The following is a 21,161-nucleotide window of genomic DNA, read 5'->3' as shown; positions in this document are numbered from 1 at the left end:
TCAGGCTCCCATCTTTGCGAGGCTGGCGAGATCGGGCAGATCGAAAATCGACATGTCGGCGGCCCGCGGCGGGGCTTCCGTCCGCACACCGGCACGAAGCTTGGCGGAACGGGCACGCGGATTGAGTTCCGCCTCCTCGTCGCTCGCCGAAATCATCGATTTGCCGAGCGGTTCGAAGATCGCGGGCTTGGCCACGACCATCGGCAGGTGCCGCGAACCGGAAGCCTTGCCGGAGCGATCGGCGAAGAACTGTTTGACGATCCGGTCTTCGAGCGAATGGAAGGTGACGACCACCAGCCGGCCGCCCGGCTTCAGCGCCCGCTCGGCGGCAAACAGCGCCTGGGCGAGCTCGCCGAGCTCGTCGTTGACGAACACCCGCAGCGCCTGGAAGACGCGCGTCGCGGGATGGATCTTGTCCTTAGCCTTGCGCGGATTGACCGTCTCGATGAGATTTGCGAGTTCGCGCGTCGTGGTGAAGGGTTCGGTGAGACGCCGCTTCTCGATCGCGCGGGCGATGCGGCCCGACTGCTTTTCCTCGCCGAGGAAACCGAAGATGCGGGTGAGATCGCCGACCTTGGCGCGATTGACGACATCGGCCGCCGACACGCCGCTTGCCGACATGCGCATGTCGAGCGGACCGTTGCGCTGGAAAGAGAAGCCGCGATCGGCCTCGTCGATCTGCATGGAGGAGACGCCGATATCGAGCACGACGCCATCAAGCCCGCCTTCCGGCGCGTGATCGGCAAGTTCGGAGAACTGCGACTGAATGAGGTGGAGGCGGCCCTTGTGGGCATCGACCAGCGCCTTGCCGGCGGCAATCGCATTCGGGTCGCGATCGAGCGCGATCACCTCAGCCTCCGCGGCAAGGATCGCAGACGTGTAACCGCCCGCTCCGAACGTACCGTCGAGAATGACCTTGCCGGCCCGGGGCTCGAGCGCCTCGAGGACTTCTTTCAGAAGAACCGGAATGTGACGAACCGGTCCGCCTTCGGGCTCGGTTGTTCCGTCGCCTGGATTCGCCGCCATTCCGTTCCCCTGTCTTACGCAGGGCGCGAACCGAAGCGCCCCTCTCTCGCCGCCGCCTGCGCCTCGTGAAACGCCTGCGGCTGCCAAAGTTGAAAATGATCCGAGCGCCCAACGAAGGTAACGTCCGAGCTGATTCCCGTGAAGTCGCGGATGAAATCCGTGACCATCAGCCGGCCCTCCGCATCGAGCCTCATGAAGACGCCGCCACCGTGAACGAGCAGCGACATCCGGTTCGCGTCCGGCGAAAACGGATCGACGGAGGCGATCTGCCGCTCGTAACGATCGAGCAGATCCGGCCCGCCGACGCTGATCGCCGGATAGGTGAAATCCTGGAGGCAATAAAGCTCCTGGATCCCGCGCTCCGAAAGAACCGAACGAAAACTCGCCGGAACGGAGACCCGTCCCTTCGCATCGATCCTGTTCGTCGCATTCGACAGGAAGCGGCTCATCACGCCAAACATCCGCCCCGTTATGGCTCAAGACGGAAACCCGCCCACCAGTTAACACCACACCAAACACAGCTTCGCCGTCCGGATGGGCGGATATCCGCCCGGCCGCAGGACGACCGAAATTCTGGGATTGGCGGGCGCTCATTCGCCCTTGTGCAGTGCGATTTTGGGATACCATGGGACCATATGGGCGTCAATGGGAGAAGCCCCGCTAGCCACTCCCAAGCAGGATTTATTTATAAGCTGTTAAGTTTAACAAAGGGTTATTAGAGAAAGCGAAGAAACCGCCTTGGCAGTGTCCGGCAAGTCGATTTGGGATACTCAGTAAGCTGCGGAAAATAAAAAAGCTTTCACAATTACTCATATAAAAGACAAGGCCCGAAAACGGACCTCCTGCGACGCCTGCCTCGTATCTGGCAGGCGTACACAGAATCGCGAGGAAGGGGAGATAAACGCCAGTTGGCCTGTAAGCCGGGTTCTGTAAGGCCCCGGTGCAAGCACCGGAACGTGGCAGCCATTCATCTGGGACGATATTTGCATATCGCCTCACGCAACCCACCCGGATGACTGGCCCGGAAACAGGCTGTAGCCCGCGCTTTCGCGTGGACCCGCGTCATCCCTATTCGGTCTTGCTCCCGGTGGGGTTTACCTTGCCGCCGCTGTTACCAGAAGCGCGGTGGGCTCTTACCCCACCCTTTCACCCTTACCCCGCTAGCTCTGCCGCTTTGTCGAAGCGGTACAGCAAGCGGGGCGGTTTCCTTTCTGTGGCACTTTCCCTAGGGTCGCCCCCGCCGGACGTTATCCGGCACCGTGTTTCCGTGGAGCCCGGACTTTCCTCACCCTACCGCCTTTCGGCATTGGTAAAGCGCGGCTGCCCGGCCAACTGGCAGCGGTCACATAACCGAGATGCCGAGCGAAAGCCATAGGCCAGCGACAATCGGGCCGGAGATATCTTGTCAGAGATAATCGGCCCGGAAATCCGTCGAATAGGCGTCGTCCCGGATTTGCCCATGGAAGATCAGTTCCGCGCCGAGCCGGCCGATCTCGTCGGAACTCTTTGCCGCCGCCCCGCAACCGCCGCTGAGGATGCCGATTCGATCGGCCCCGGTCATCGCGATTGCCGGATATCCGGTCGGCGTGAACGAGGTGACGCAAGCCGCCATCGACGAGCGCGAGAGATCGAGCTCCGGCATCAGCCGCGCCATGATCCCGGCAAGCCGGGCGCGCGTGCTTTCCCGCCCACCTGAGCGGAACCAGGCGCGGATATCGGGCTCCGTCGGCAGCAGCAGGTCGTCCGGATCGCCGCCGATCTTCAGGTAGATCTTGCCGTCGGGGTAGCGCACCGGCGGCAGGAGGTAGATGCCGTCCTCGCCCTCGCGCCATTTCCAGATCAGCGAAGGCACCCTGCCCCAGACGTCCATCGCGGCCTCGTCGACCTCGAAAAAGGCGACGGTGCGCGCATAGACGTTGAGGTCGAGACGTCGTGGCAGCAGGTTCTCGTTGATGGAGAAACCGCCGGCCGCCACCAGCACCTTCTCCGCCGAATGGCTGCTGCCCTCGGCGGTTGTGACGGTAACCGAATCGCCGTCCTGCCGTACGGAAACCACCGTTTCCGGAATGATGGCCGTGCCCTGGCGCTCGGCGATGAGAGCCTGAGCCTTCACCAGCCGGCGCGGATTGATGTGCCCGGCATTCTTCGGCTCCCAGACGCCCTCGCTGTCCCTCGGGAAAGAGAATAATCCGAAACGGCCACTGAGATCTGCATCCGACAGCGTCTCGGTCGAAACACCGAGCTTGTCCGCGGCATCGATGACGTTTGCGACATAGGACGGCCCGTCGCCGCGCTTCGGGCCGACCAGCAGGCAGCCCGACTCGGAATAGAAATCCACGCCGCTTTCACGGGCGATCTCGCCATAACGTTCGATCGAACGGTTGGCGAGGCGCGCCCACACGGGATCGGGATCGATCGTCCGGGTGATGCGCGCCTCGTCGTAGTGGCTGGCAAAGACGCCGTCATGGCGCCCGTAGTCCGCCGGCTCACCGGGACCGACCAACGCAACACCGTCGGTCCATTTCGAGAGGTACCGGGCAGCCGCAGCGCCCATCATGCCCCTCCCGATCACGATATATCTGAACCGTCCCGTCATGCTCTCGCCTTTCGATTCCACCGGCCGAAATGTCTTCTGTTCGAAGCACTTCTAGCCGTTTTCGGAATCAGAATGCCACAGGCGAAAGCGACGCAGTCTGTTCGGCCGTCTGTTCGGCGGTCTCGATCACCGCCTGCACCCGGTTGCAATAGCGCTTGGAAACCGGGTTCATGCGCTTGGCGCCGTGGCCGGCATTGTATTTGAGGATGGTGCCGCAGATCTTGCCGCCGCCGAGTTCATGCGCGCCGGCCAGATATTTCATGCCGTAGCGGATATTGGTCTCGGGATCATAGAGACCGTAGTCCGGCCCGCGATAACCCATCAGCCTCGCCGTTGCCGGCTTGATCTGCATCAGCCCGATCTCGCCGGCACTGCCCTTGGCGGTCGGACGGAAATTGCTCTCGATCCGCACCACCGCCAGCGCAAGCTCTTCCGGAACGTCGTATTCGTCCGCGTATTTCGCGATCAGCTGGGTATAATGAAGCTGCCGAACCAGGCGCCTGGCTTCGTCGGTGGGCGCGGCAAAACCGGTTTCGCGCGTTTCCCATGGAATGATAAGCGGCTTGGTATAGGTGGTGACGGCGTCGTCCTGAGCACGCACGAGTTCGGTTCCCGCGACCAGCATGGCAAGGCCCGCCGCGGCAGCAACAATCATTGTATTCATGTAGGTGAAGTGTCTCCGGACCAACAGGAACCGCGGGTGTCGATACGCAAACACCCTCTCAGCGCGTCGCCGGATTGACGGCGCGATGTCTGAACGATCCTGGTCGTTTATCTCTGCAACCCCCGTCCAACATGGCGGCTGCTGTTAGCGGGTCCTTTAGACCGGGCTAATAAGGAGATGATGTGGCACTGCAAAATTTTGCGATTTCGACGCGGCCCCAAACGACCGGCGCGGCGCCCGCGCTAATTGAATTTCGGCAAGGATTTGAGCAGCCGGTGAAGCGTGTCGATCGTCGAGAAATCGGCGATCCCATCGACGAGCTGCGGCCGGAAATGGCGCTGGAAGGCTTCCACCACGCCCTTCGTGCGTTCGCAGAAATTCCCGGTAATATCAATTCCGTAGCCATAGAGCGACAGCATCGACTGCAATGCCTCGATGGGCTGGCCGCTCTCCCCGAACTGGAAAAACCGCCCGCCGCTGATATGCATTGGATCGATCCAATGTCCGACACCCTCAAGGTGCAATTTCTCCCAGGGGAAATTTTCCCCCGGATCCACCTTGCGGATCGGGGCGACATCCGAGTGCCCGAGCACTCTTTCCGGTCGGATTTGCCACCTTTTGCCACAATTGCGACACAGTTCGACGACCGCTGCGATCTGTACCGCAGGGTATTCGGGCAGGCCTCCGGGATGCCCCGGATTGGCGATCTCGATGCCGATCGAACAGGAATTGATGTCGGTCTCGCCGGCCCAGGAGCTCCTGCCGGCATGCCAGGCCCGGCGTTCTTCCGGCACGAGCTGCACCACGCGCCCGTCCTCATGGACGAAATAATGGCTGGAGACCTGGCTCTCCTCGTTGCAGAGCCAGGAGAGCGCCTGATCGCCGCTCGGCATGCCCGTATAGTGCAGGATGATCATGTCGGGCCTGCGCCCGTCGACACGTTCACCATGGTTGGGAGAAGGCCTTACCGTCGCGCCGGCATAATCGGCGTTGAACGGCGTCATGCGGCGCGGCGCTCTTTCTCGATCGCCGAATAGGCGGCATTGAGCGCGGCCATGCGTTCATTGGCGGCGGCATGCAGCGAAGCCGGAACGCCGCGGGCGATCAACCGGTCCGGGTGATGCTCGGACACCAGCGAGCGGTACTGCTTGCGGATCTTGGCGAAATCGTCTTCCGGCGAAACGCCGAGCACCAGATAGGGATCCCGGCCGTCGAGATGCACGTGCCGCGCCATGATGCGGCGGAAATGTCCCTCGTCGATGCGGAAGATCTCGGCAATGCGCGACAGGAACGCCAGTTCCGCCTCATGCACGAGGCCGTCCGCCTTGGCGATATGGAACAGGCCGTCGACGACGTTTTCCAGCATCGGGCAGTTTTCAGCCTTGCCGGCACCGGGGCTGCACAGGCCTGCAAGCTTCGTCGCATAGGCTTCGTAACCCGCGACGTCCTGGCGCGCGAGGTTATAGAGGCGCGCGACGTTGCGAGCTTCCTCGTCGGGGAAATCGAATATCTGCTGAAAGGCCTTCACCTCGGCCTCGCTGACAATACCGTCAGCCTTCGCCATCTTGGCCGACAGCGCGATGATGGCGACCGAGAAAGACACTTGCCGGCGCGTTTCCGGATCACCCTCGAACGTGGTGCGGATCGCCTCGATGACACGGCCGAGCGCGTTCCCGGCCGCGTCGCCCATGGCGCCGAGAAGCCGTTCCCAAAGGGAAGAAAACTGAAGGCAAGCAAAATCCCAGATCATGCTGACAATGGACCAGATTGCAGGCGGGATTGCAAGACGACGGACGGCCCGTCTCAGATTAAACTATGTTCATGTTTTCCGAACAATCACCGACGCTCACAGACAGGTGACCCCGTAGTCCGGGACAATTGACGAAGCCTCCAGATCCGTTTTTCCACAGGCTGGGCCTACACGCCGCATGGGTTGAATCGATTATATTAGGCTCTCCTGCGCCACGAAGTCGAAGCTGCGGTTTTTCTTGAGAAATTCACTTTACAGGGGCCTGTCTCTGTCGCATCCATTCCAGCGGTTTTGAACTGTACGCGAGCACCCGCGTGAAGGAGGATCGATGGCCAAACAGAAAGTAGCAATGCTGACCGCAGGGGGGCTCGCGCCCTGTCTGTCTTCCGCCGTCGGCGGCCTGATCGAGCGCTACAACGACGTTGCGCCCGACATCGAGATGGTCGCTTACCGCTCCGGTTATCAGGGCGTCCTGCTCGGCGACCGCATCGAAATCACCAAGGACATGCGGGAAAAGGCGTATTTGCTCCACCGCTACGGCGGCTCGCCGATCGGCAACAGCCGCGTCAAGCTCACCAATGCCGCAGACTGCGTCAAGCGCGGCCTCGTCAAGGAAGGCGAAAACCCGCTTCGCATTGCCGCCGACCGGCTGGCAGCCGATGGAATCACCATCCTTCACACGATCGGCGGCGACGACACCAACACGACGGCCGCCGACCTTGCCGCCTATCTCGGCGCCAACGGCTACGATCTCACCGTCGTCGGCCTGCCGAAGACCGTCGACAACGACATCGTGCCGATCCGTCAGTCGCTCGGCGCCTGGACGGCTGCCGAAGTCGGCGCTTCATTCTTCGACAACGTTTCCAACGAGCAGAGTGCCGCGCCTCGCACATTTGTGATTCACGAAGTGATGGGACGTCACTGCGGCTGGCTTACCGCCGCGACTGCGCGGGCCTATATTCAGAAGACCAAGGGCAATGAATATGTCGAGGGCTTCATGATGAACAGCGCGATGAAGAACATCGACGGTGTCTACCTGCCGGAGATGGCCTTCGACCTCGACAAGGAGGCCGCACGCCTCAAGGACGTCATGGACAAGCGCGGGTTCGTGACCTTGTTCGTTTCGGAAGGTGCCGGCCTCGATGCGATCGTCGCCGAGCGGGAAGCGGCAGGCGAATCGATCAAGCGCGACGCGTTCGGACATGTTAAGATCGACACGATCAATGTCGGCGGCTGGTTCCAGAAGCAGTTCGCGGCGCTGATTGGCGCGGATCGCTCGATGGTGCAGAAGTCCGGATATTTCGCCCGCTCGGCGCCGGCAAACGGCGACGACCTGCGCCTCATCCAGGGCATGGTGGATCTCGCCGTCGAAAGCGCGCTGAACAAGGTTTCGGGCGTCACCGGCCACGACGAGGAACAGGGTGGAAAACTGCGCACGATCGAATTTCCGAGAATCAAGGGTGGAAAACATTTCGATCTGACGGCAAAATGGTTCGGCGAAGTGATGGATCATATCGGCCAGCCCTTCGAAACGGCTTGAGACAGGAAATTGAGCGGGCGCCACTCATGGGCGTTCGGGAGGAAATGGAATGACGGCTGACATCTGGCTCGCTTTTGCTGCGACCGCGATCTTTCTCGCCCTCCTTCCAAGCCCCCTCGCTTGCCTCACCGCCAGCTTCTCGCTCCAGCGCGGTCGCCGCACGGCGATCGCCACGGTTCCGGGGCTTGCCGTTGGCATGTCGGCGGCGCTGATCGTGGCGATGATTCCCATGGCGCTGATCGCCGTCTATCTGCCCAAGCTCATGGATGTGATTTCCTGGGCAGGGCTCGGCTATCTGATGCTCTATGTGCTCTGGTCCTACCAGGACCCGCGAATCTCCGGCCCGATCGCCGACAACGACAATCTTCCTGAATGCCGGGCGGCACGAATCTTCGGATGCATGTTCGGCAAATCCGCCTTCCAGGCACGTTATTCCGTTGTACTTGCCGCCGTGCTTGCCCAGTTCGTCGATCCAGACCGGTCGCTCCTGCCCCAGCTTCTCGAAATGCAGGCGACCTTCCTGATCTGCGCTGCACTTGGAGCCGGAATCCACGTGCTTTTTCCGCGCCGCGTGCTCAGCCGCAGACGGCAGCCTGCCAACCTCAACCCCGCCTCGCGCAAGCCCCAGACGCGCTTCATTTCGCGCCGTGCGGTTACCGCCGGCTATCGCCGGATCGCCGCCTGACGTTCTCCGTCTTGCCGGACGCCGCCCCATAGGTTAATGAAAACACTCTTTTGGTGGCGTTTGGGCGGACTGGGGTAACCATTTTTTCATGAAAGCGACCCAATGGCGATAATCCGAATCCTCGGCCGCGGCACGGCTGTAGCGTGCGCCGTTTCTTCGGTTCTCGCCGGATGTTCGAGCGTCGAACGCGAGCAAAAGCTCGCAGCGACACAGTCGGTTGCCCCGATCAACGGCCAGGCGACCGGACCCGTCCAGACGGTCTCCGCCGACGGCCAGACGACGACCCAGTATAAAGCCGACCTGCCCGTATACGGACCGGTGCAGGTCCCCGGCCAGATGACCCCTCCGGGCGTTCAGCTTGCCTCGACCGCCCAGACAGCCGGCACGCAGCCGACCGTGGCGCTCACCAAGACCACCAGACTTCCCATTCCGATGCCGGCCGCTGCCGATGCGATCTCCGTTCAGTCGGCTGCAATGGCATCGCCCACCATGGCGCCGCTCGTCGCTTTCGCCCCGACACCCGGCCCGGCGATGATGCCGCCGCCTGTTGCTCCGACCACGTCGACGATCCTCGCTTCCACCCAGCCGGCGAGCCTTGCGATGCCGAAAGGCGGCCGCCTCGTGTCGCCACCAGTCGCGCCGGCTGTTACCGAAGGCCGGATCCAGCCGGCCGCAGCCTCGGCGATCGCGCTGGACGAACCGGAACTCACGCCGGACATGGTCGCACTGCAGACCGTCATCCCTACCCCGCGCCCGGACACGGCGACGCTTGCCTATGCATCGCAGCCGAGAGCGATTGCCGCGTTGTCCGCCATGGAATTCCCGCCCGCTCCCGGCGAGCCGATGCCGACCACGGCGTCCGATGCGCCGCCGGAATTGAGCAAGCTCATCAAGCGTTATGCCGGCATGTATGGCGTGCCGGAATCGCTGGTGCACCGCGTCGTGCATCGGGAAAGCAAATACGATCCCAAGGCTTATCACAAGAACGGCTATTGGGGCCTCATGCAGATCAAGTATTCGACCGCCAAGTCGATGGGCTACGAAGGCCCGCCGGCCGGCCTGCTCGACGCCGAGACCAACCTCAAATACGCGATCAAATATCTGCGCGGCGCCTGGCTTGTCGCCGAGAACAGAAACGACAATGCCATCAAGCTCTATGCGCGCGGCTATTATTATGACGCGAAACGCAAGAACATGCTGGACGTCCTGGAAAAGTAGCCCGCCTGAAAATGCCTGGGTGGAAAATGTTCAGCGGCGCCTCAAGGCGCCGTTGTCGCTTTCACGACCTCGGCGACCAGCCGCTTCGGATCGTAGCGGTTCCAGCTCGGCGTCAATCCGAGCCTCACCACCACGAGATCGAGGGACGGGATGACCGTGATGGTCTGCCCGTCATGCCCCTGGAGGAAAAAGGCGTCCGCCGGCATGCCCGGATCGTCCTTGCCGGGCAGCCAGGTCTGCATCTTCGAATACCGCCCGTTCGACGTTGCGTTGGCCTGGTGCATCCGGGCGACGAAGCCTTCAGGAAGGATCCGGTTGCCGTTCCAGACGCCGTCACGGGCAAGCAGGAACCCTATCCGGGCCCAGTCGCGCGCAGTCGCATACATATACGAGCTGCCGACGAACGTACCGGCCGCATCGGCCTCCATGACGGCGCTCGTCATGCCGAGCGGACCGAACAGGGCGGCACGGGGATAGGAGAGCACCGCGGCCCTGTCGCCGATCTTGTCCATCCAGATTTTCGAGAGCATCACGGCCGTGCCGGAGGAATAGCTGAACCGCGAGCCGGGATCGGCCTCGAGCGGCTGGTCGGCCGCGAAATTCGCCATATCCGGCTCGAGATAGAGCATGCGCGTCACATCGGCGACCGCGCCGTAGTTCTCGTTGAAGGCAAGCCCGCTCTCCATGGCGGCGAGATCTGCAATCCGGATATCGCCGCGCTGATTGCCTTGCCATTGCGGAAACAGATTTTTGTCTTCCAGTGAAAGCTTTCCATCGCGGACCAGAGTGCCGATGATCGCGGCGTTCACGGTCTTGGTCATCGACCAGCCGATCAGCGGCATGTCCTTCGAAAAACCGGCCGAATAGGTCTCGCCAATGATCCGCCCCCGCTTGGTCACCACAACCGCCCGCATGCCCGGACCGGCAAGACCCGCATCTGAAAGAAGCCGCGCAACCGCCGGGTCTGATTCGGTTTTTCCACCTTCCGGCCAAAGCACGGATTGATCCGCTGACGTTACGGGAGGTACCGGAACGCCGACAGCGACCGCCACCGCCCCGTCTGGCGTGACGGCGCAGCCGAGCCCTTCGCGATACACAGCATCATTGCCGGCGAAAATGCCGAGCAGTGCTGCATGAACCCGCTTTTCCGTTCGATCGACGGAGACCTGCATCAATCTCAGGAGCGGATGGCCGGGAGCCTGGACATCGACCGCCAGAACCTCGCCGCTGTCGCGGCCGGCAAGGAACACGTTCGAACAGACGATCTTGGCGGCATAACCGCTGCCCACCCTCAGCAGTTCCGGAGGCGACATATAGAGCCAGATCCCAAGCCCGATCAGGCCGACGACGATGACGCTGATAAGGATTTTCACGAACCGGACCAAAAACCGCATGCCTGCCTCCATTTCAAGGCCGCATGCAATCAGGATTCTTAAAGACAAGGAAGGGGCGATCGGCCGCCTGGAGCCTATTGCGGGACTGGACACAGGCGGCGTCATCAATCTGTAGCATGACGGGTTTACACGCGCTGAAACTCTGGACAAGGCGGGACTCGACCATGGCGGATATTGCACAGGAAGCCGGTTTTCGGAAAAACCAGAAGCTGAAAGACGCGCTTCTGCAGCATAAAGCACTGTCTCGGCAGGGTTTTTCAGAAAGGCTTTTCGGCCTGCTGTTCTCCGGTCTCGTCTATCCGCAGATCTGGGAAGACCCGGAAGTCGACATGATCGCCATGGAGCTTTCCGACCAGCATTCGATCGTCACCATCGGCTCCGGCGGCTGCAACATGCTGGCCTATCTCTCGCGCTCGCCGAAGAAGATCGACGTCGTCGACTTGAACCCGCATCACGTCGCGCTGAACCGCCTGAAACTCGCCGCTTTCCGCCACCTGCCGGGGCATGGCGATGTCGTGCGCCATTTCGGCATGGACGGCATCCGCACCAACAGCAAGAGTTTCGACACTCTCATCGCCTCGAACCTGGATGCCGCGACCCGCGCCTACTGGGAGAAACGTTCGCTCGCCGGCCGCCGCCGGATCGAAGTGTTCGATCGCAACATCTACAAGACCGGCCTGCTCGGCCGTTTCATCGGCGCCGGCCACCTGATCGCCCGCCTGCACGGTATCGATCTGACCGAAATGGCCAATGCCAAGTCGTTACGCGAACAGCGCCAGTTCTTCGACGGCAGCATCGCTCCGCTGTTCGACAAGCCGCTGATCCGCTGGATCACCAGCCGCAAGAGCTCGCTGTTCGGCCTCGGCATCCCGCCGCAGCAATATGACGAGCTCGCGAGCCTCGCCTCCGACGGCTCGATCGCCCCGGTCCTGCGCCAGCGGCTCGAAAAGCTCGCCTGTCACTTCCCGCTGCGCGACAACTATTTCGCTTGGCAGGCTTTCGCGCGCCGTTATCCGAAGCCGGAGGAAGGCACCCTGCCGACCTACCTGAAGGCCGAGAACTACCGCGCCATCCGCGACAATGCCGAGCGCGTCACGGTCCATCATGCCAGCTTCACCGAGCTTCTGGCCCAGAAGGCCGCGGGTTCGGTCGATCGTTACGTCCTGCTTGATGCGCAGGATTGGATGAACGACGAGCAGCTCAACGATGTCTGGTCGGAAATCACCCGCACGGCCGCCCCCGGCGCCCGCGTGATCTTCCGCACCGCCGCCGAAAAGAGCGTGCTCGACGGTCGCCTCTCGCCGGCCCTGCTCGATCAGTGGTCCTATCTGGAAGAGCGCTCCAACGAACTCAACCTCGAGGATCGCTCGGCGATCTACGGCGGTTTCCACATCTATGTGAAAAAAGCCTGATGGCGACGGATATGGCGAGCAGCCCCCTGTCGAATGGCCACGCCGAACGCATGGACCGGATGTACCGGTATCAGCGCCATATCTACGACATCACCCGCAAATATTACCTGTTTGGCCGCGACCGGGCGATTGCGGGATTGAATGTCCCGCCGAACGCCTCGTTGCTCGAGGTCGGCTGCGGCACGGGCCGCAACCTGGCGCTTGCCCATCGGCATTATCCTGCGGCAAAGCTCTATGGCCTCGATATCTCCGCCGAGATGCTGGAAAGCGCCCGGGCCAATTTCCGCGGCAAGCCGGTCACACCGGAATTTCGCGTTGCCGACGCCACGAATTTCAAGGCGGAGGAATTCGGCGCCACCGGCTTCGATCGCATCCTGATATCCTACGCGCTGTCGATGATTCCCGATTGGGAAAAGGCGATCGACGCCTCGCTGGCAGCTCTGGCGCCGCACGGTTCCCTGCATATCGTCGACTTCGGCCAGCAGGAACGGCTGCCGGGCTGGTTCGGACGGATTTTGAAGGCGTGGCTCATGCGTTTCCACGTCACGCCGCGGCCGAACCTGCATGAAGTGCTCGAAGGCAAGCTTGCCACCGCCGATGCCGACATGATCTTCGAGGAGATCGGTGGCGGTTACGCGTGGCACGCCGTCATCCGCCGCCGGAACTAAATCCCGCGCGCCCTGGCGTTTCAGGCTTGAATTCCCCTTGCCCTAACTGATTTTTTACGACGTTATGGTGAACATGGAGTTCACGCCTCCCTGTTCCGCGTCGAACGGGGCAAGAGGCTTCCACATCGACACCACACGGGATGTTCATGCCTCGGCTCCTTCTGGCCCTCCTTGCGACCGCGCTCCTTGCCACGGGATGCACCTCTTCAAGCTATGACCTGATGGAAACCTCATCGGTCAAGAAGATGCGGTTCAGGGACAGTGATCCGCAGGATTTCGGCAAGAACCATCCGGGCCTGCACGAGATCCATGGCATCGACGTCTCCAAGTGGAACGGCACCGATATCGACTGGCCCGCCGTCAAAAGATCCGGCATCGCTTTCGTCTTCATCAAGGCGACGGAAGGCAAGGATCGCATCGATCCGACCTTCGAGCTGAACTGGCGAGGTGCTGCATCGGCCGGCATCCCCTACGCGCCCTATCACTTCTATTATTTCTGCTCGACAGCCGACGAACAGGCCGACTGGTTCATCAACAATGTGCCCAAGGATGCGGTAAAGCTGCCGCCGGTCCTCGACATGGAATGGAACCAGTCCTCGCCGACCTGCAAGACCCGTCCCGACCCCGAGACGGTGCGCGCGTCGATGCAGCGCTTCATGGACCGCCTCGAGGCCTATTACGGCAAGCGGCCGATCATCTACACCTCCGTAGACTTCCACCGCGACAATCTGGTCGGCGCCTTCAGCAATTACCATTTCTGGCTCCGCGCCGTGGCGCAGCATCCGACCAAGATCTACCCGGATCGCCGTTGGGCTTTCTGGCAGTATACCTCGACCGGAATCGTGCCGGGCATCAAGGGCGAAATGGATATCAACGTCTTTGCGGGCACGTCCAAGAACTGGCATAACTGGCTTGCGGCGGCCGGCAAGTAAGTCCCGTTCACCTGGCGAACTGTTGTCTGGCAATGTGTGAGCAGTTGCGATAAAAACTGCGCCAACAGGGCTGCCGCCCATGTTTCGGTCACAAATTTTTCCGACATCGGACGGCGCTTACTCAGATTCTAGGAACGCCGAATGTCCGCTCGTTTTGCCCGCCGCCTGGCTATTGCCTCCGTCATCACCAGTTGCCTCGCCTCCACCGCACTCGCCCAGACGCCGGCTCCCGCCTGTGGCGGCGATTTCGGCGCCTTCCTGAACGGCGTCAAGGCGGAAGCCATTTCAAAGGGCGCCTCAGCGAGCGCAGCAGACGAGGCGCTCGCCGGCGCCCAGATCGACCAGAAGGTCTTGTCCCGGGACCGGGCCCAGGGCGTCTTCCGCCAGACCTTCCTGGAATTCTCGCAGCGCACTGTCAGCCAGGCGCGCCTCGACATCGGTCGCCAGAAGATCAAGCAGTATGCGGACGTCTTCGCCCGCGCCGAGAAGGAATTCGGCGTCGCACCGGGCGTCATCACCGCATTCTGGGCGATGGAAACCGATTTCGGTGCCGTCCAGGGCGACTTCAACACCCGCAACGCGCTGGTAACGCTTTCGCATGACTGCCGCCGCCCCGAACTCTTTCGCCCGCAGCTGATCGCCCTGATCGAGATGGTTCAGCACGGCGACCTCAATCCGTCGACCAATACCGGCGCATGGGCCGGCGAAATCGGCCAGGTCCAGATGCTTCCCGAGGATATCATCGCGCATGGCGTCGACGGTGACGGAGATGGCCATATCAACGTCAAGACCAGTTCCCCGGATGCCATCCTGACGGCCGCCAAATTCATCCAGAGCATGGGCTTCAAGCCCGGCCAGCCCTGGATCCAGGAAGTGACGCTGCCGGAAGATCTTCCCTGGGACAAGTCGGGTCTCGGCAACGAAATGCCGGCCAGCGAATGGTTCAAGCTCGGCGTTGTCCCGCGCGATGGCGTCACCAGCTTCGGCAACCTGCCGGCAGCCCTCATCCTGCCGCAGGGCCGCAAGGGACCGACCTTCCTGACCTATCCGAACTTCAACATCTATCTGGAATGGAACCAGTCGTTCATCTACACGACCTCGGCCGCCTATTTCGCCACCCGGCTTTCCGGCGCTCCGACCTATCTGAAGGGCACGCCGGAACAGGGTCTCGACGACGGCGGCATGAAGGCGCTGCAGACCAAGCTCGAAGCGCTCGGCCATGATATCGGCAAGGTCGACGGCATTCTCGGATCGGGCACCCGCCAGGCCGTCCAGAAGGAACAGGCACGTCTCGGCCTGCCGGCCGACGGCTGGCCGACCCTGTCTCTGCTCTCCGCTCTCTGAACAGCAATCGTCGCCCCCCGAACGAAATCGGGTGGCGACTCGTGGACCATAGAGCTATCCCCTCGCCTTGACCGCGAGGGAGATACCGGATGACAACCGCCACCATTTCAAAGCCCGGCGCCATCGTCTGGGCACTGATCCTGCTGCTCGGGCTGATCTGGGGCGGATCCTTCTTCTTCGCGCGCATCGCGGTCCTGGAAGTGCCGCCCTTCACGCTCGTCTTCCTGCGCCTGTTCCTGGCGGCAGCGGCGCTGCACATCTATCTGCATGGCCGGTTCGGGCTCTATGCGACGCTTGGCACCCATTGGCGGTCGTTCCTGGTGATGGGCTTCATCAACAACGCCCTGCCCCACACGCTGATCTTCTTCGGCCAGACCGAAATCGGCGCAGGCCTCGCCTCGATCCTCAACGCGACCACACCGATCTGGACGGTGCTGATCGCCAATCGCTGGACGACCGACGAGAAGCTGACGGGCGCGAAAATTGCCGGCTGCCTCGCGGGCCTGGCCGGCACGGCCGTGCTGATCGGCCCCGGCATCACGGCGGCCGCCTCGGTACCGTTCTGGGCGCTGATCCTGCCGGTCTTGGCAGCCGTCTCCTACGGAGTGGCCGGCACCTACGGCAAACGCTTCCGCGGACTGCCGGCACCCGTCAGCGCCACTGGACAGCTCACCGCCTCCAGCCTGATGATGCTGCCCGTGTCGCTGATCGCCGACCAGCCCTGGGTCCTGCCGGCGCCATCCCTGAACGCCATCCTCGCGATACTCGCCCTCGCGCTGCTGTCGACCGCCTTTGCCTATCTCCTCTTTTTCCGGATTCTGGGGCTCGCGGGTGCCACCAACGCCTCTCTGGTCACGCTCGTCGTACCTCCGAGCGCCATTCTTCTCGGCGCGCTATTCCTCGGCGAAAGATTGGAGGCGACCGACCTGATCGGCATGCTGCTGATCGGCTTCGGCCTCGTCCTGCTCGACGGAAGGCTCCTTCGCAGGCGCAGCAATTCAGCACCGAGAGCATCGTAACGAGGCGAAACCATCACGGAATATGTCAGAAGTTAACAGCCGTACACGGCTTTTTAACCGTGCATAAATTAAGATTAATGGTTAGTTTATATATAAAAATCAGTATCTTATAATATTACCGGCGACGTAAGGATAACAGGCCGACGGCACTGCAGCATCGAAAGACGCTTCCCAACCGGCATAAAACCGACATAAAGTCTCCCCGTCAACGCAAGGAGGCAGACATGGGACGTACATACTCTCTCAATGTCTTGGTAGTCGGTGCAGCGTTTGTGTTTGTGGCATCCATGCTCTTCATTTGAGCGCCACCAGTTCCACTACCAGTTCAAATATCGCATCCACGACCGTTTGATAATCAGCACTTCCGGTGAAAACGCATGCTCCTTTCGTAGGAGCATGCGTTTTTTTCAACGCGCTCAGGCGGCAGCGGTACGCGGGGTGCGGATCTGCCGGCGGCCAAGCTTCTGCAGGACGGCGGATACGAGCGGCGCCCGGTTCATCGTGTAGATATGGAAGTCGTCAATGCCACGGCGTATAAGATCCTCGATCTGTTCGGCGGCGATATCGGCAGCCACATTGGCGCGATCCTCGGGCGTGTCGTCCAATCCCTCGAAACGGGCATCCAGGAAGGATGGAACCGAGGAGCCGCAGCGGCCGGCGAAACGCTTAAGCTGGGAGAGGTTCTGGATCGGCATGATGCCCGGCACGATCGGGATGGCGATGCCGGCGGCCCGGACCTTTTCGAGGTAACGTTCAAAGACGTCGTTGTCGAAGAAGAACTGGGTGAGCGCCCGGGCGGCACCTGCATCCGCCTTGCGCTTCAGCATCTCGATGTCTGCGGCAAGATCCGCACTTTCCGGATGCTTTTCGGGATAGGCGGAGACGGAAATGTCGAAACCGCCGAGCTCGGTCAGGCCGCGCACCAGATCTGCCGCATTGGCATAACCCTGCGGATGCGGGCGATACTCGGTGCCGATGCCGCTCGCCGGATCACCGCGCAGGGCAACGATGTGGCGGATGCCGGCGGCGCGGTAATCGCCGACGACGGAATGGGTTTCTTCGCGCGTGGCATCGACGCAGGTCAGGTGTGCGGCGGTCGCAAGCGAGGTCTCGCCGACCAGGCGGCGCACCGTGTTGATCGTCGGTGCCTTGGTCGAACCACCGGCCCCATAGGTGACCGAGACGAACCGTGGATCCCAGAGCGCCAGTTCATCGACTGTATTCCACAGCTGCCCTTCCATCTCGTCCGACTTCGGCGGGAAGAATTCGAAGGAAACGCTGAAAGTTTCGCTATCGGCGGTCATTGGTTCAGCTCCCTTAAAGGACGGTTTGCGATTGGGCAGATTCATGATGGGCGGCGATCAGCAGGCGGCGGTCGCGGGCAAGCCAGACGGTGGCCGTCAGTCCGCCTTCCTTGCCGGATCCGAGATCGAGCGCCTGTTCGACTTCGAGGCCCACTTTCTCCAGCCATTCCGCCATCACCTGATGGGAAAAGCCGAGACGCACATGGGCATGGTCTTCGCGCAGATATTCGAGCGTATGCGGCGCGAGATCGACGATCAGCAGGCGGCCGCCCGGACGCAGCACACGCGCTGCCTCGGCGATCGCCAGCTCCGGCTGGTCGAGGAAGTGCAGCACCTGGTGAACAGTGATCAGGTCGAAATCCTGGCCTTCGAGCGGCAGGTTGAGAATGTCGCCATGGCGGACCGACGCCTTGACGATGCCGGCCTTGTCGAGGTTGGAGCGGGCGACCGAAAGCATGTCGCGGCTCGCGTCGATGCCGACGGCACGACGGTAGAGATTGGACAGAAGCTGCAGGATCCAGCCGGTGCCGGTGCCGAGATCGAGAAGCGCATCGACCGGCGTCGTGCCGATCAGCTTGAGCAGCGCCGACTCGACGGCAGCGTCGCTGATATGCAGGCGACGAAGCTCATCCCATTCGGAAGCGTTGCGGCTGAAATAGGCCTGGGCCCGCTCGGCATGCAGGCGCTTGACCATCGTCAGCCGCTCGCTGTCGCGGAGCAGGACCGGATCGTCCTCCGACGAAGCGGCCAGCAGCGTTCTCACCAGCGCCGCCGCCTTGCCGTCCTGCTTCAGCCGGAAATAAGCCCAGGCGCCTTCCTGATAGCGATCGATCAGCGCTTCCTCGGCAAGCAGCTTCAGATGCCGCGAAATGCGTGGCTGCGATTGTCCCAGGATTTCGGTAAGGTCGGTGACGGTCAGGTCCCCGGCAGCGAGAAGCGCAAGCAGGCGAAAGCGCGTCGGCTCGCCGGCTGTTTTCAGTACGTCCACCAGAGTGTCGAGCGACAATCCCATTCAGCCGCATCCTCATGCAATCAACATATAAAGATATGTTTATATGATTTCAGGGACCTATGCAAGCGGCAACTGATTGATCCGATAAGGAGCGGCCAAAAAACAGAAGGCGGCCGAAGCCGCCTTCTTAAGTTTCGTTCGTGGTGGACGGGATCAGAATTCTTCCCACTCGTCGGACGACTGCGCGACCGCGGCATTTCCACGCGAAACCGGGGCACGCGACGGCGCCGGGCGGCTTGGCTGGGCGGCGGCAGGACGGCTGGCCGGCGCAAAAGCCGGACGACTTGCCGGAGCGGGCGCCGCAGGCGCGCGCATGCGGGCTGCGGTATCACGAAGCTGACCTGCCCCGCCGTTTCCGAATTCGAAATGCGACAGCAGATCGTTGAGTTTTGCGCTTTCCTGAGCAAGGCCGGCGCCGGCTGCGTTCATTTCTTCGACCATCGCGGCATTCTGCTGGGTCGACTGGTCCATGTGGTTGACCGCCGTGTTCACCTGCGCAAGGCCGACCGACTGCTCCTGGGCTGCGATGGCGATCGCATCCATATGGCCGTTGACGGTCTGCACCAGTTGCTCGATGACGCTGAGCCCGTCGCCGGTCTCGCTGACGAGCTTGACGCCTTCGCCAACCGCAATCGCCGAGTTGGAGATCAGTGACTTGATTTCTTTGGCCGCATTTGCCGAGCGCTGAGCGAGTTCGCGGACTTCCTGTGCAACGACCGCAAAGCCCTTGCCGGCTTCACCGGCACGCGCCGCCTCGACGCCCGCGTTGAGGGCGAGAAGGTTGGTCTGGAAGGCGATTTCGTCGATCACGCCGATGATCTGGCCGATCTGCTGCGACGACTTTTCGATTCGCTCCATGGCGGCGACCGCATTGCGGACGACCTGGCCCGACTGGTCCGCGCGGGTGCGGGCGTCGCGGACGACGTCGCGGGCTTCGGCGGTACGTTTCGAGGTGGAAACGACGTTGGCGGTGATCTCTTCCAGGGCCGCCGCAGTTTCCTCCAGCGATGCGGCCTGCTGTTCCGTGCGCTTGGACAGGTTGTCCGAGGCGTCGGAGATTTCCTTCGAGCCGCTGTTGACGGTAGAGACCGAGTTGCCGACGCTCAAAAGCGCATCGCGCAGCTGACGCACGGAGGTGTTGAAGTCGTGGCGCAGTCCTTCGAACTGCGGTGCAAGCGCTTCGTTGACCTCGCAAAGCATGTCGCCGGCGGCAAGCCGCCGCAGGTTTGCGGCAAGGGCGCTTGTCGCCTGCGTGAGACGTGCTTCCGCTTCCGCCTCGGTCTGCTGCTGCAGTTCGAGACGCTCGGCCTCCGAACGGCGGCGCGTGCTTTCGGCCTCGGCTTCGAGCTGATGGTTGCGAATGGCGGCCTCGCGAAAAATCTCGACCGAGCGCGCCATGTCGCCGATGCCGTCCTTGCGGTCCGCATAGGGGATCGCATCCTGCGTATTGCCCGAAGCAAGGCTTGCCATGCGATCGCCGATCTTGCGGATCGAGCCCGACAGGCTGCGGGCGATCAATACGCTGAGCGCGACGACGGCAACGAGGAAGACGCCCAGCGAGAGGAACAAGAACTGCAGAGTGGAGGCTGCTTCTGCCGATTTGGCGTCACCAATCTGCTTGACCTCCGCCGCGGCCTCATCGATCAGGCCGACGCCGAATACGCGGCGCTTCTCGATCGTGTTCGTCCATCCTTCATAGTCGCCGGCGGCGGGTGTGTATGGCTTCAAGGTGTCGAATGTCTTGACCATCTTGGTGATGGATTCGCCGTCCGCGGACTTCCAATAGGCATCCCACTTCGAAAGCGTGCTCGCGGAAGCAAAGCTGCGAAGCGGCTTTTCGAAAATCTTGATCTGCTGGCGACCCTGAATATAGCGGCCGATTTCTTCTGCCTCCAGCTTGCCGTTCTTCGTATATTGCTGCCCCATCCGGTTCAGGATGACATAACCGTTGTTGGTTTGAACGAGGTCGTAGAAGCCTTCAAGGCTGCGCGAGAGGCCGCGATCCTCGATCAGGCCGATCACCCGGCCGATGATGTCGAGGCAACGCTCGCTGATCGGGGAAACGTACTGGGCCGGCAGGAGCTGGTTGGTATCGCCGCCGTCGATCTTGGCACGAAATTCGCCCATCCGGGCGAAGCGCTCTTCCAGCGAAGCGACAAGCTCCTGGAGGCTCCGATCGTCATAACCGAGCGCTTTGGCCTCCTTGAACAGGTTGACGAGCCTCTTTTCAGCCGCATCGACCTTAGCACGGGCTTCCGGCCTCTGCGCGGGCGGAGCAGAGCTCTCGACGGGCGTAAGGCTCATCAGGTCGCTGGCCGAAAGTGCCAGCGACTGCAGCGCCACCGCGCGGTCCAATTCGCGATACTTGTTATAGGCATCCCAACTGGAAATTCCACCAAGCGCAATGACGGCCAGAAGCGGAACGGAAGCGAGAAGCGTCAGAGACGTACGGAAAGGCAAGCGCTCGATGAGACGCAGCATGGACAAACCCTCGAAATGGCCCCGTCGTCATGACAGCTTATAAGGCCCGCAAATCATGGACCCTCCCCGAGGGCGAAAACTGCGCCGCAAACTTTGCAATTGTCTTGATTGGCCTA

At 61.9% G+C, this 21,161-nt stretch carries 18 protein-coding genes and 1 other RNA gene; 8 read left to right on the top strand and 11 right to left on the bottom strand.

Annotation, left to right across the window (positions count from 1 at the left end):
* The 7 genes from rsmH to PMI07_RS25965 all read right to left on the bottom strand — a co-directional run bounded on the left by rsmH (window position 1) and on the right by PMI07_RS25965 (window position 6,036).
* Window positions 1–1,026, bottom strand: a complete 1,026-nt coding sequence (rsmH, locus tag PMI07_RS25990; RefSeq protein WP_007771126.1) for a 16S rRNA (cytosine(1402)-N(4))-methyltransferase RsmH — start codon at window positions 1,024–1,026, stop codon at window positions 1–3.
* Window positions 1,027–1,040: 14 nt separating this feature from the next.
* On the bottom strand, window positions 1,041–1,475 hold the full coding sequence (gene mraZ, locus PMI07_RS25985) for a division/cell wall cluster transcriptional repressor MraZ (RefSeq protein WP_007771124.1): 435 nt from the start codon (window positions 1,473–1,475) through the stop codon (window positions 1,041–1,043).
* 451 nt (window positions 1,476–1,926) lie between these two features.
* Window positions 1,927–2,362: RNase P RNA component class A (rnpB, locus tag PMI07_RS33830), an RNA gene on the bottom strand.
* Between the two features lie 69 nt (window positions 2,363–2,431).
* Window positions 2,432–3,622, bottom strand: coding sequence for an FAD-dependent oxidoreductase (locus PMI07_RS25980; RefSeq protein ID WP_037088420.1), 1,191 nt, complete (start codon window positions 3,620–3,622; stop codon window positions 2,432–2,434).
* Window positions 3,623–3,689: 67 nt separating this feature from the next.
* Window positions 3,690–4,286 (bottom strand): lytic transglycosylase domain-containing protein, encoded by a 597-nt coding sequence (locus PMI07_RS25975; RefSeq protein WP_007770794.1) that lies wholly within the window; start codon window positions 4,284–4,286, stop codon window positions 3,690–3,692.
* A gap of 242 nt (window positions 4,287–4,528) precedes the next feature.
* Complete coding sequence (locus tag PMI07_RS25970; protein ID WP_007770792.1) at window positions 4,529–5,290, bottom strand: N-acetylmuramoyl-L-alanine amidase; 762 nt, start codon at window positions 5,288–5,290, stop codon at window positions 4,529–4,531.
* Window positions 5,287–6,036: a DnaJ family molecular chaperone gene (locus PMI07_RS25965; RefSeq protein ID WP_007770790.1), complete on the bottom strand. Its 750-nt coding sequence runs from the start codon at window positions 6,034–6,036 to the stop codon at window positions 5,287–5,289. The genes PMI07_RS25970 and PMI07_RS25965 overlap by 4 nt, the downstream gene beginning before the upstream one ends.
* Before the next feature lie 328 nt (window positions 6,037–6,364).
* On the opposite strand from PMI07_RS25965, the gene PMI07_RS25960 reads away from it, so the two are divergent.
* From PMI07_RS25960 to PMI07_RS33820, 3 genes are all read left to right on the top strand, one after another.
* Entirely contained in the window at window positions 6,365–7,576 is a 1,212-nt protein-coding gene (locus tag PMI07_RS25960) for a pyrophosphate--fructose-6-phosphate 1-phosphotransferase (RefSeq protein ID WP_024164164.1), read from the top strand.
* 49 nt (window positions 7,577–7,625) lie between these two features.
* Window positions 7,626–8,261, top strand: coding sequence for a hypothetical protein (locus PMI07_RS25955; RefSeq protein ID WP_007756605.1), 636 nt, complete (start codon window positions 7,626–7,628; stop codon window positions 8,259–8,261).
* Between the two features lie 102 nt (window positions 8,262–8,363).
* Entirely contained in the window at window positions 8,364–9,479 is a 1,116-nt protein-coding gene (locus PMI07_RS33820; protein ID WP_007756607.1) for a lytic transglycosylase domain-containing protein, read from the top strand.
* 41 nt (window positions 9,480–9,520) lie between these two features.
* On the opposite strand, the gene PMI07_RS25945 is transcribed toward PMI07_RS33820, so the two are convergent.
* On the bottom strand, window positions 9,521–10,873 hold the full coding sequence (locus tag PMI07_RS25945) for a serine hydrolase (RefSeq protein ID WP_007756609.1): 1,353 nt from the start codon (window positions 10,871–10,873) through the stop codon (window positions 9,521–9,523).
* 164 nt (window positions 10,874–11,037) lie between these two features.
* Here PMI07_RS25945 and PMI07_RS25940 point away from each other — a divergent pair, with 164 nt between their 5' ends.
* From PMI07_RS25940 to PMI07_RS25920, 5 genes are all read left to right on the top strand, one after another.
* On the top strand, window positions 11,038–12,285 hold the full coding sequence (locus PMI07_RS25940; RefSeq protein WP_007756612.1) for a DUF3419 family protein: 1,248 nt from the start codon (window positions 11,038–11,040) through the stop codon (window positions 12,283–12,285).
* Window positions 12,286–12,296: 11 nt separating this feature from the next.
* Window positions 12,297–12,953, top strand: a complete 657-nt coding sequence (locus PMI07_RS25935; RefSeq protein WP_037088454.1) for a class I SAM-dependent methyltransferase — start codon at window positions 12,297–12,299, stop codon at window positions 12,951–12,953.
* Between the two features lie 146 nt (window positions 12,954–13,099).
* Window positions 13,100–13,885 (top strand): GH25 family lysozyme, encoded by a 786-nt coding sequence (locus tag PMI07_RS25930; RefSeq protein ID WP_007756616.1) that lies wholly within the window; start codon window positions 13,100–13,102, stop codon window positions 13,883–13,885.
* Window positions 13,886–14,026: 141 nt separating this feature from the next.
* Window positions 14,027–15,229 (top strand): lytic murein transglycosylase, encoded by a 1,203-nt coding sequence (locus PMI07_RS25925; RefSeq protein WP_007756618.1) that lies wholly within the window; start codon window positions 14,027–14,029, stop codon window positions 15,227–15,229.
* Window positions 15,230–15,318: 89 nt separating this feature from the next.
* Window positions 15,319–16,248 carry a DMT family transporter gene (locus PMI07_RS25920; protein WP_007756620.1) on the top strand — a complete coding sequence of 310 codons (930 nt, stop codon included), beginning with the start codon at window positions 15,319–15,321 and terminating at the stop codon, window positions 16,246–16,248.
* A gap of 416 nt (window positions 16,249–16,664) precedes the next feature.
* Here PMI07_RS25920 and metF read toward each other — a convergent pair whose 3' ends face one another.
* The 3 genes from metF to PMI07_RS25905 all read right to left on the bottom strand — a co-directional run bounded on the left by metF (window position 16,665) and on the right by PMI07_RS25905 (window position 21,045).
* Entirely contained in the window at window positions 16,665–17,552 is an 888-nt protein-coding gene (metF, locus tag PMI07_RS25915) for a methylenetetrahydrofolate reductase [NAD(P)H] (protein WP_007756624.1), read from the bottom strand.
* Window positions 17,553–17,565: 13 nt separating this feature from the next.
* The gene (locus PMI07_RS25910; protein WP_007756626.1) at window positions 17,566–18,564 is read right to left on the bottom strand and encodes a metalloregulator ArsR/SmtB family transcription factor; all 999 of its coding nucleotides are present in this window, start codon (window positions 18,562–18,564) and stop codon (window positions 17,566–17,568) included.
* Between the two features lie 153 nt (window positions 18,565–18,717).
* The gene (locus tag PMI07_RS25905; protein WP_007756630.1) at window positions 18,718–21,045 is read right to left on the bottom strand and encodes a methyl-accepting chemotaxis protein; all 2,328 of its coding nucleotides are present in this window, start codon (window positions 21,043–21,045) and stop codon (window positions 18,718–18,720) included.
* Between the last annotated feature and the right edge of the window lie 116 nt (window positions 21,046–21,161).

Source organism: Rhizobium sp. CF080, from assembly GCF_000282095.2.
Classification (GTDB): domain Bacteria; phylum Pseudomonadota; class Alphaproteobacteria; order Rhizobiales; family Rhizobiaceae; genus Neorhizobium.
Note: the sequence above shows the minus strand (reverse complement) of the source record. Positions and strands in the feature narration are given on the sequence as shown.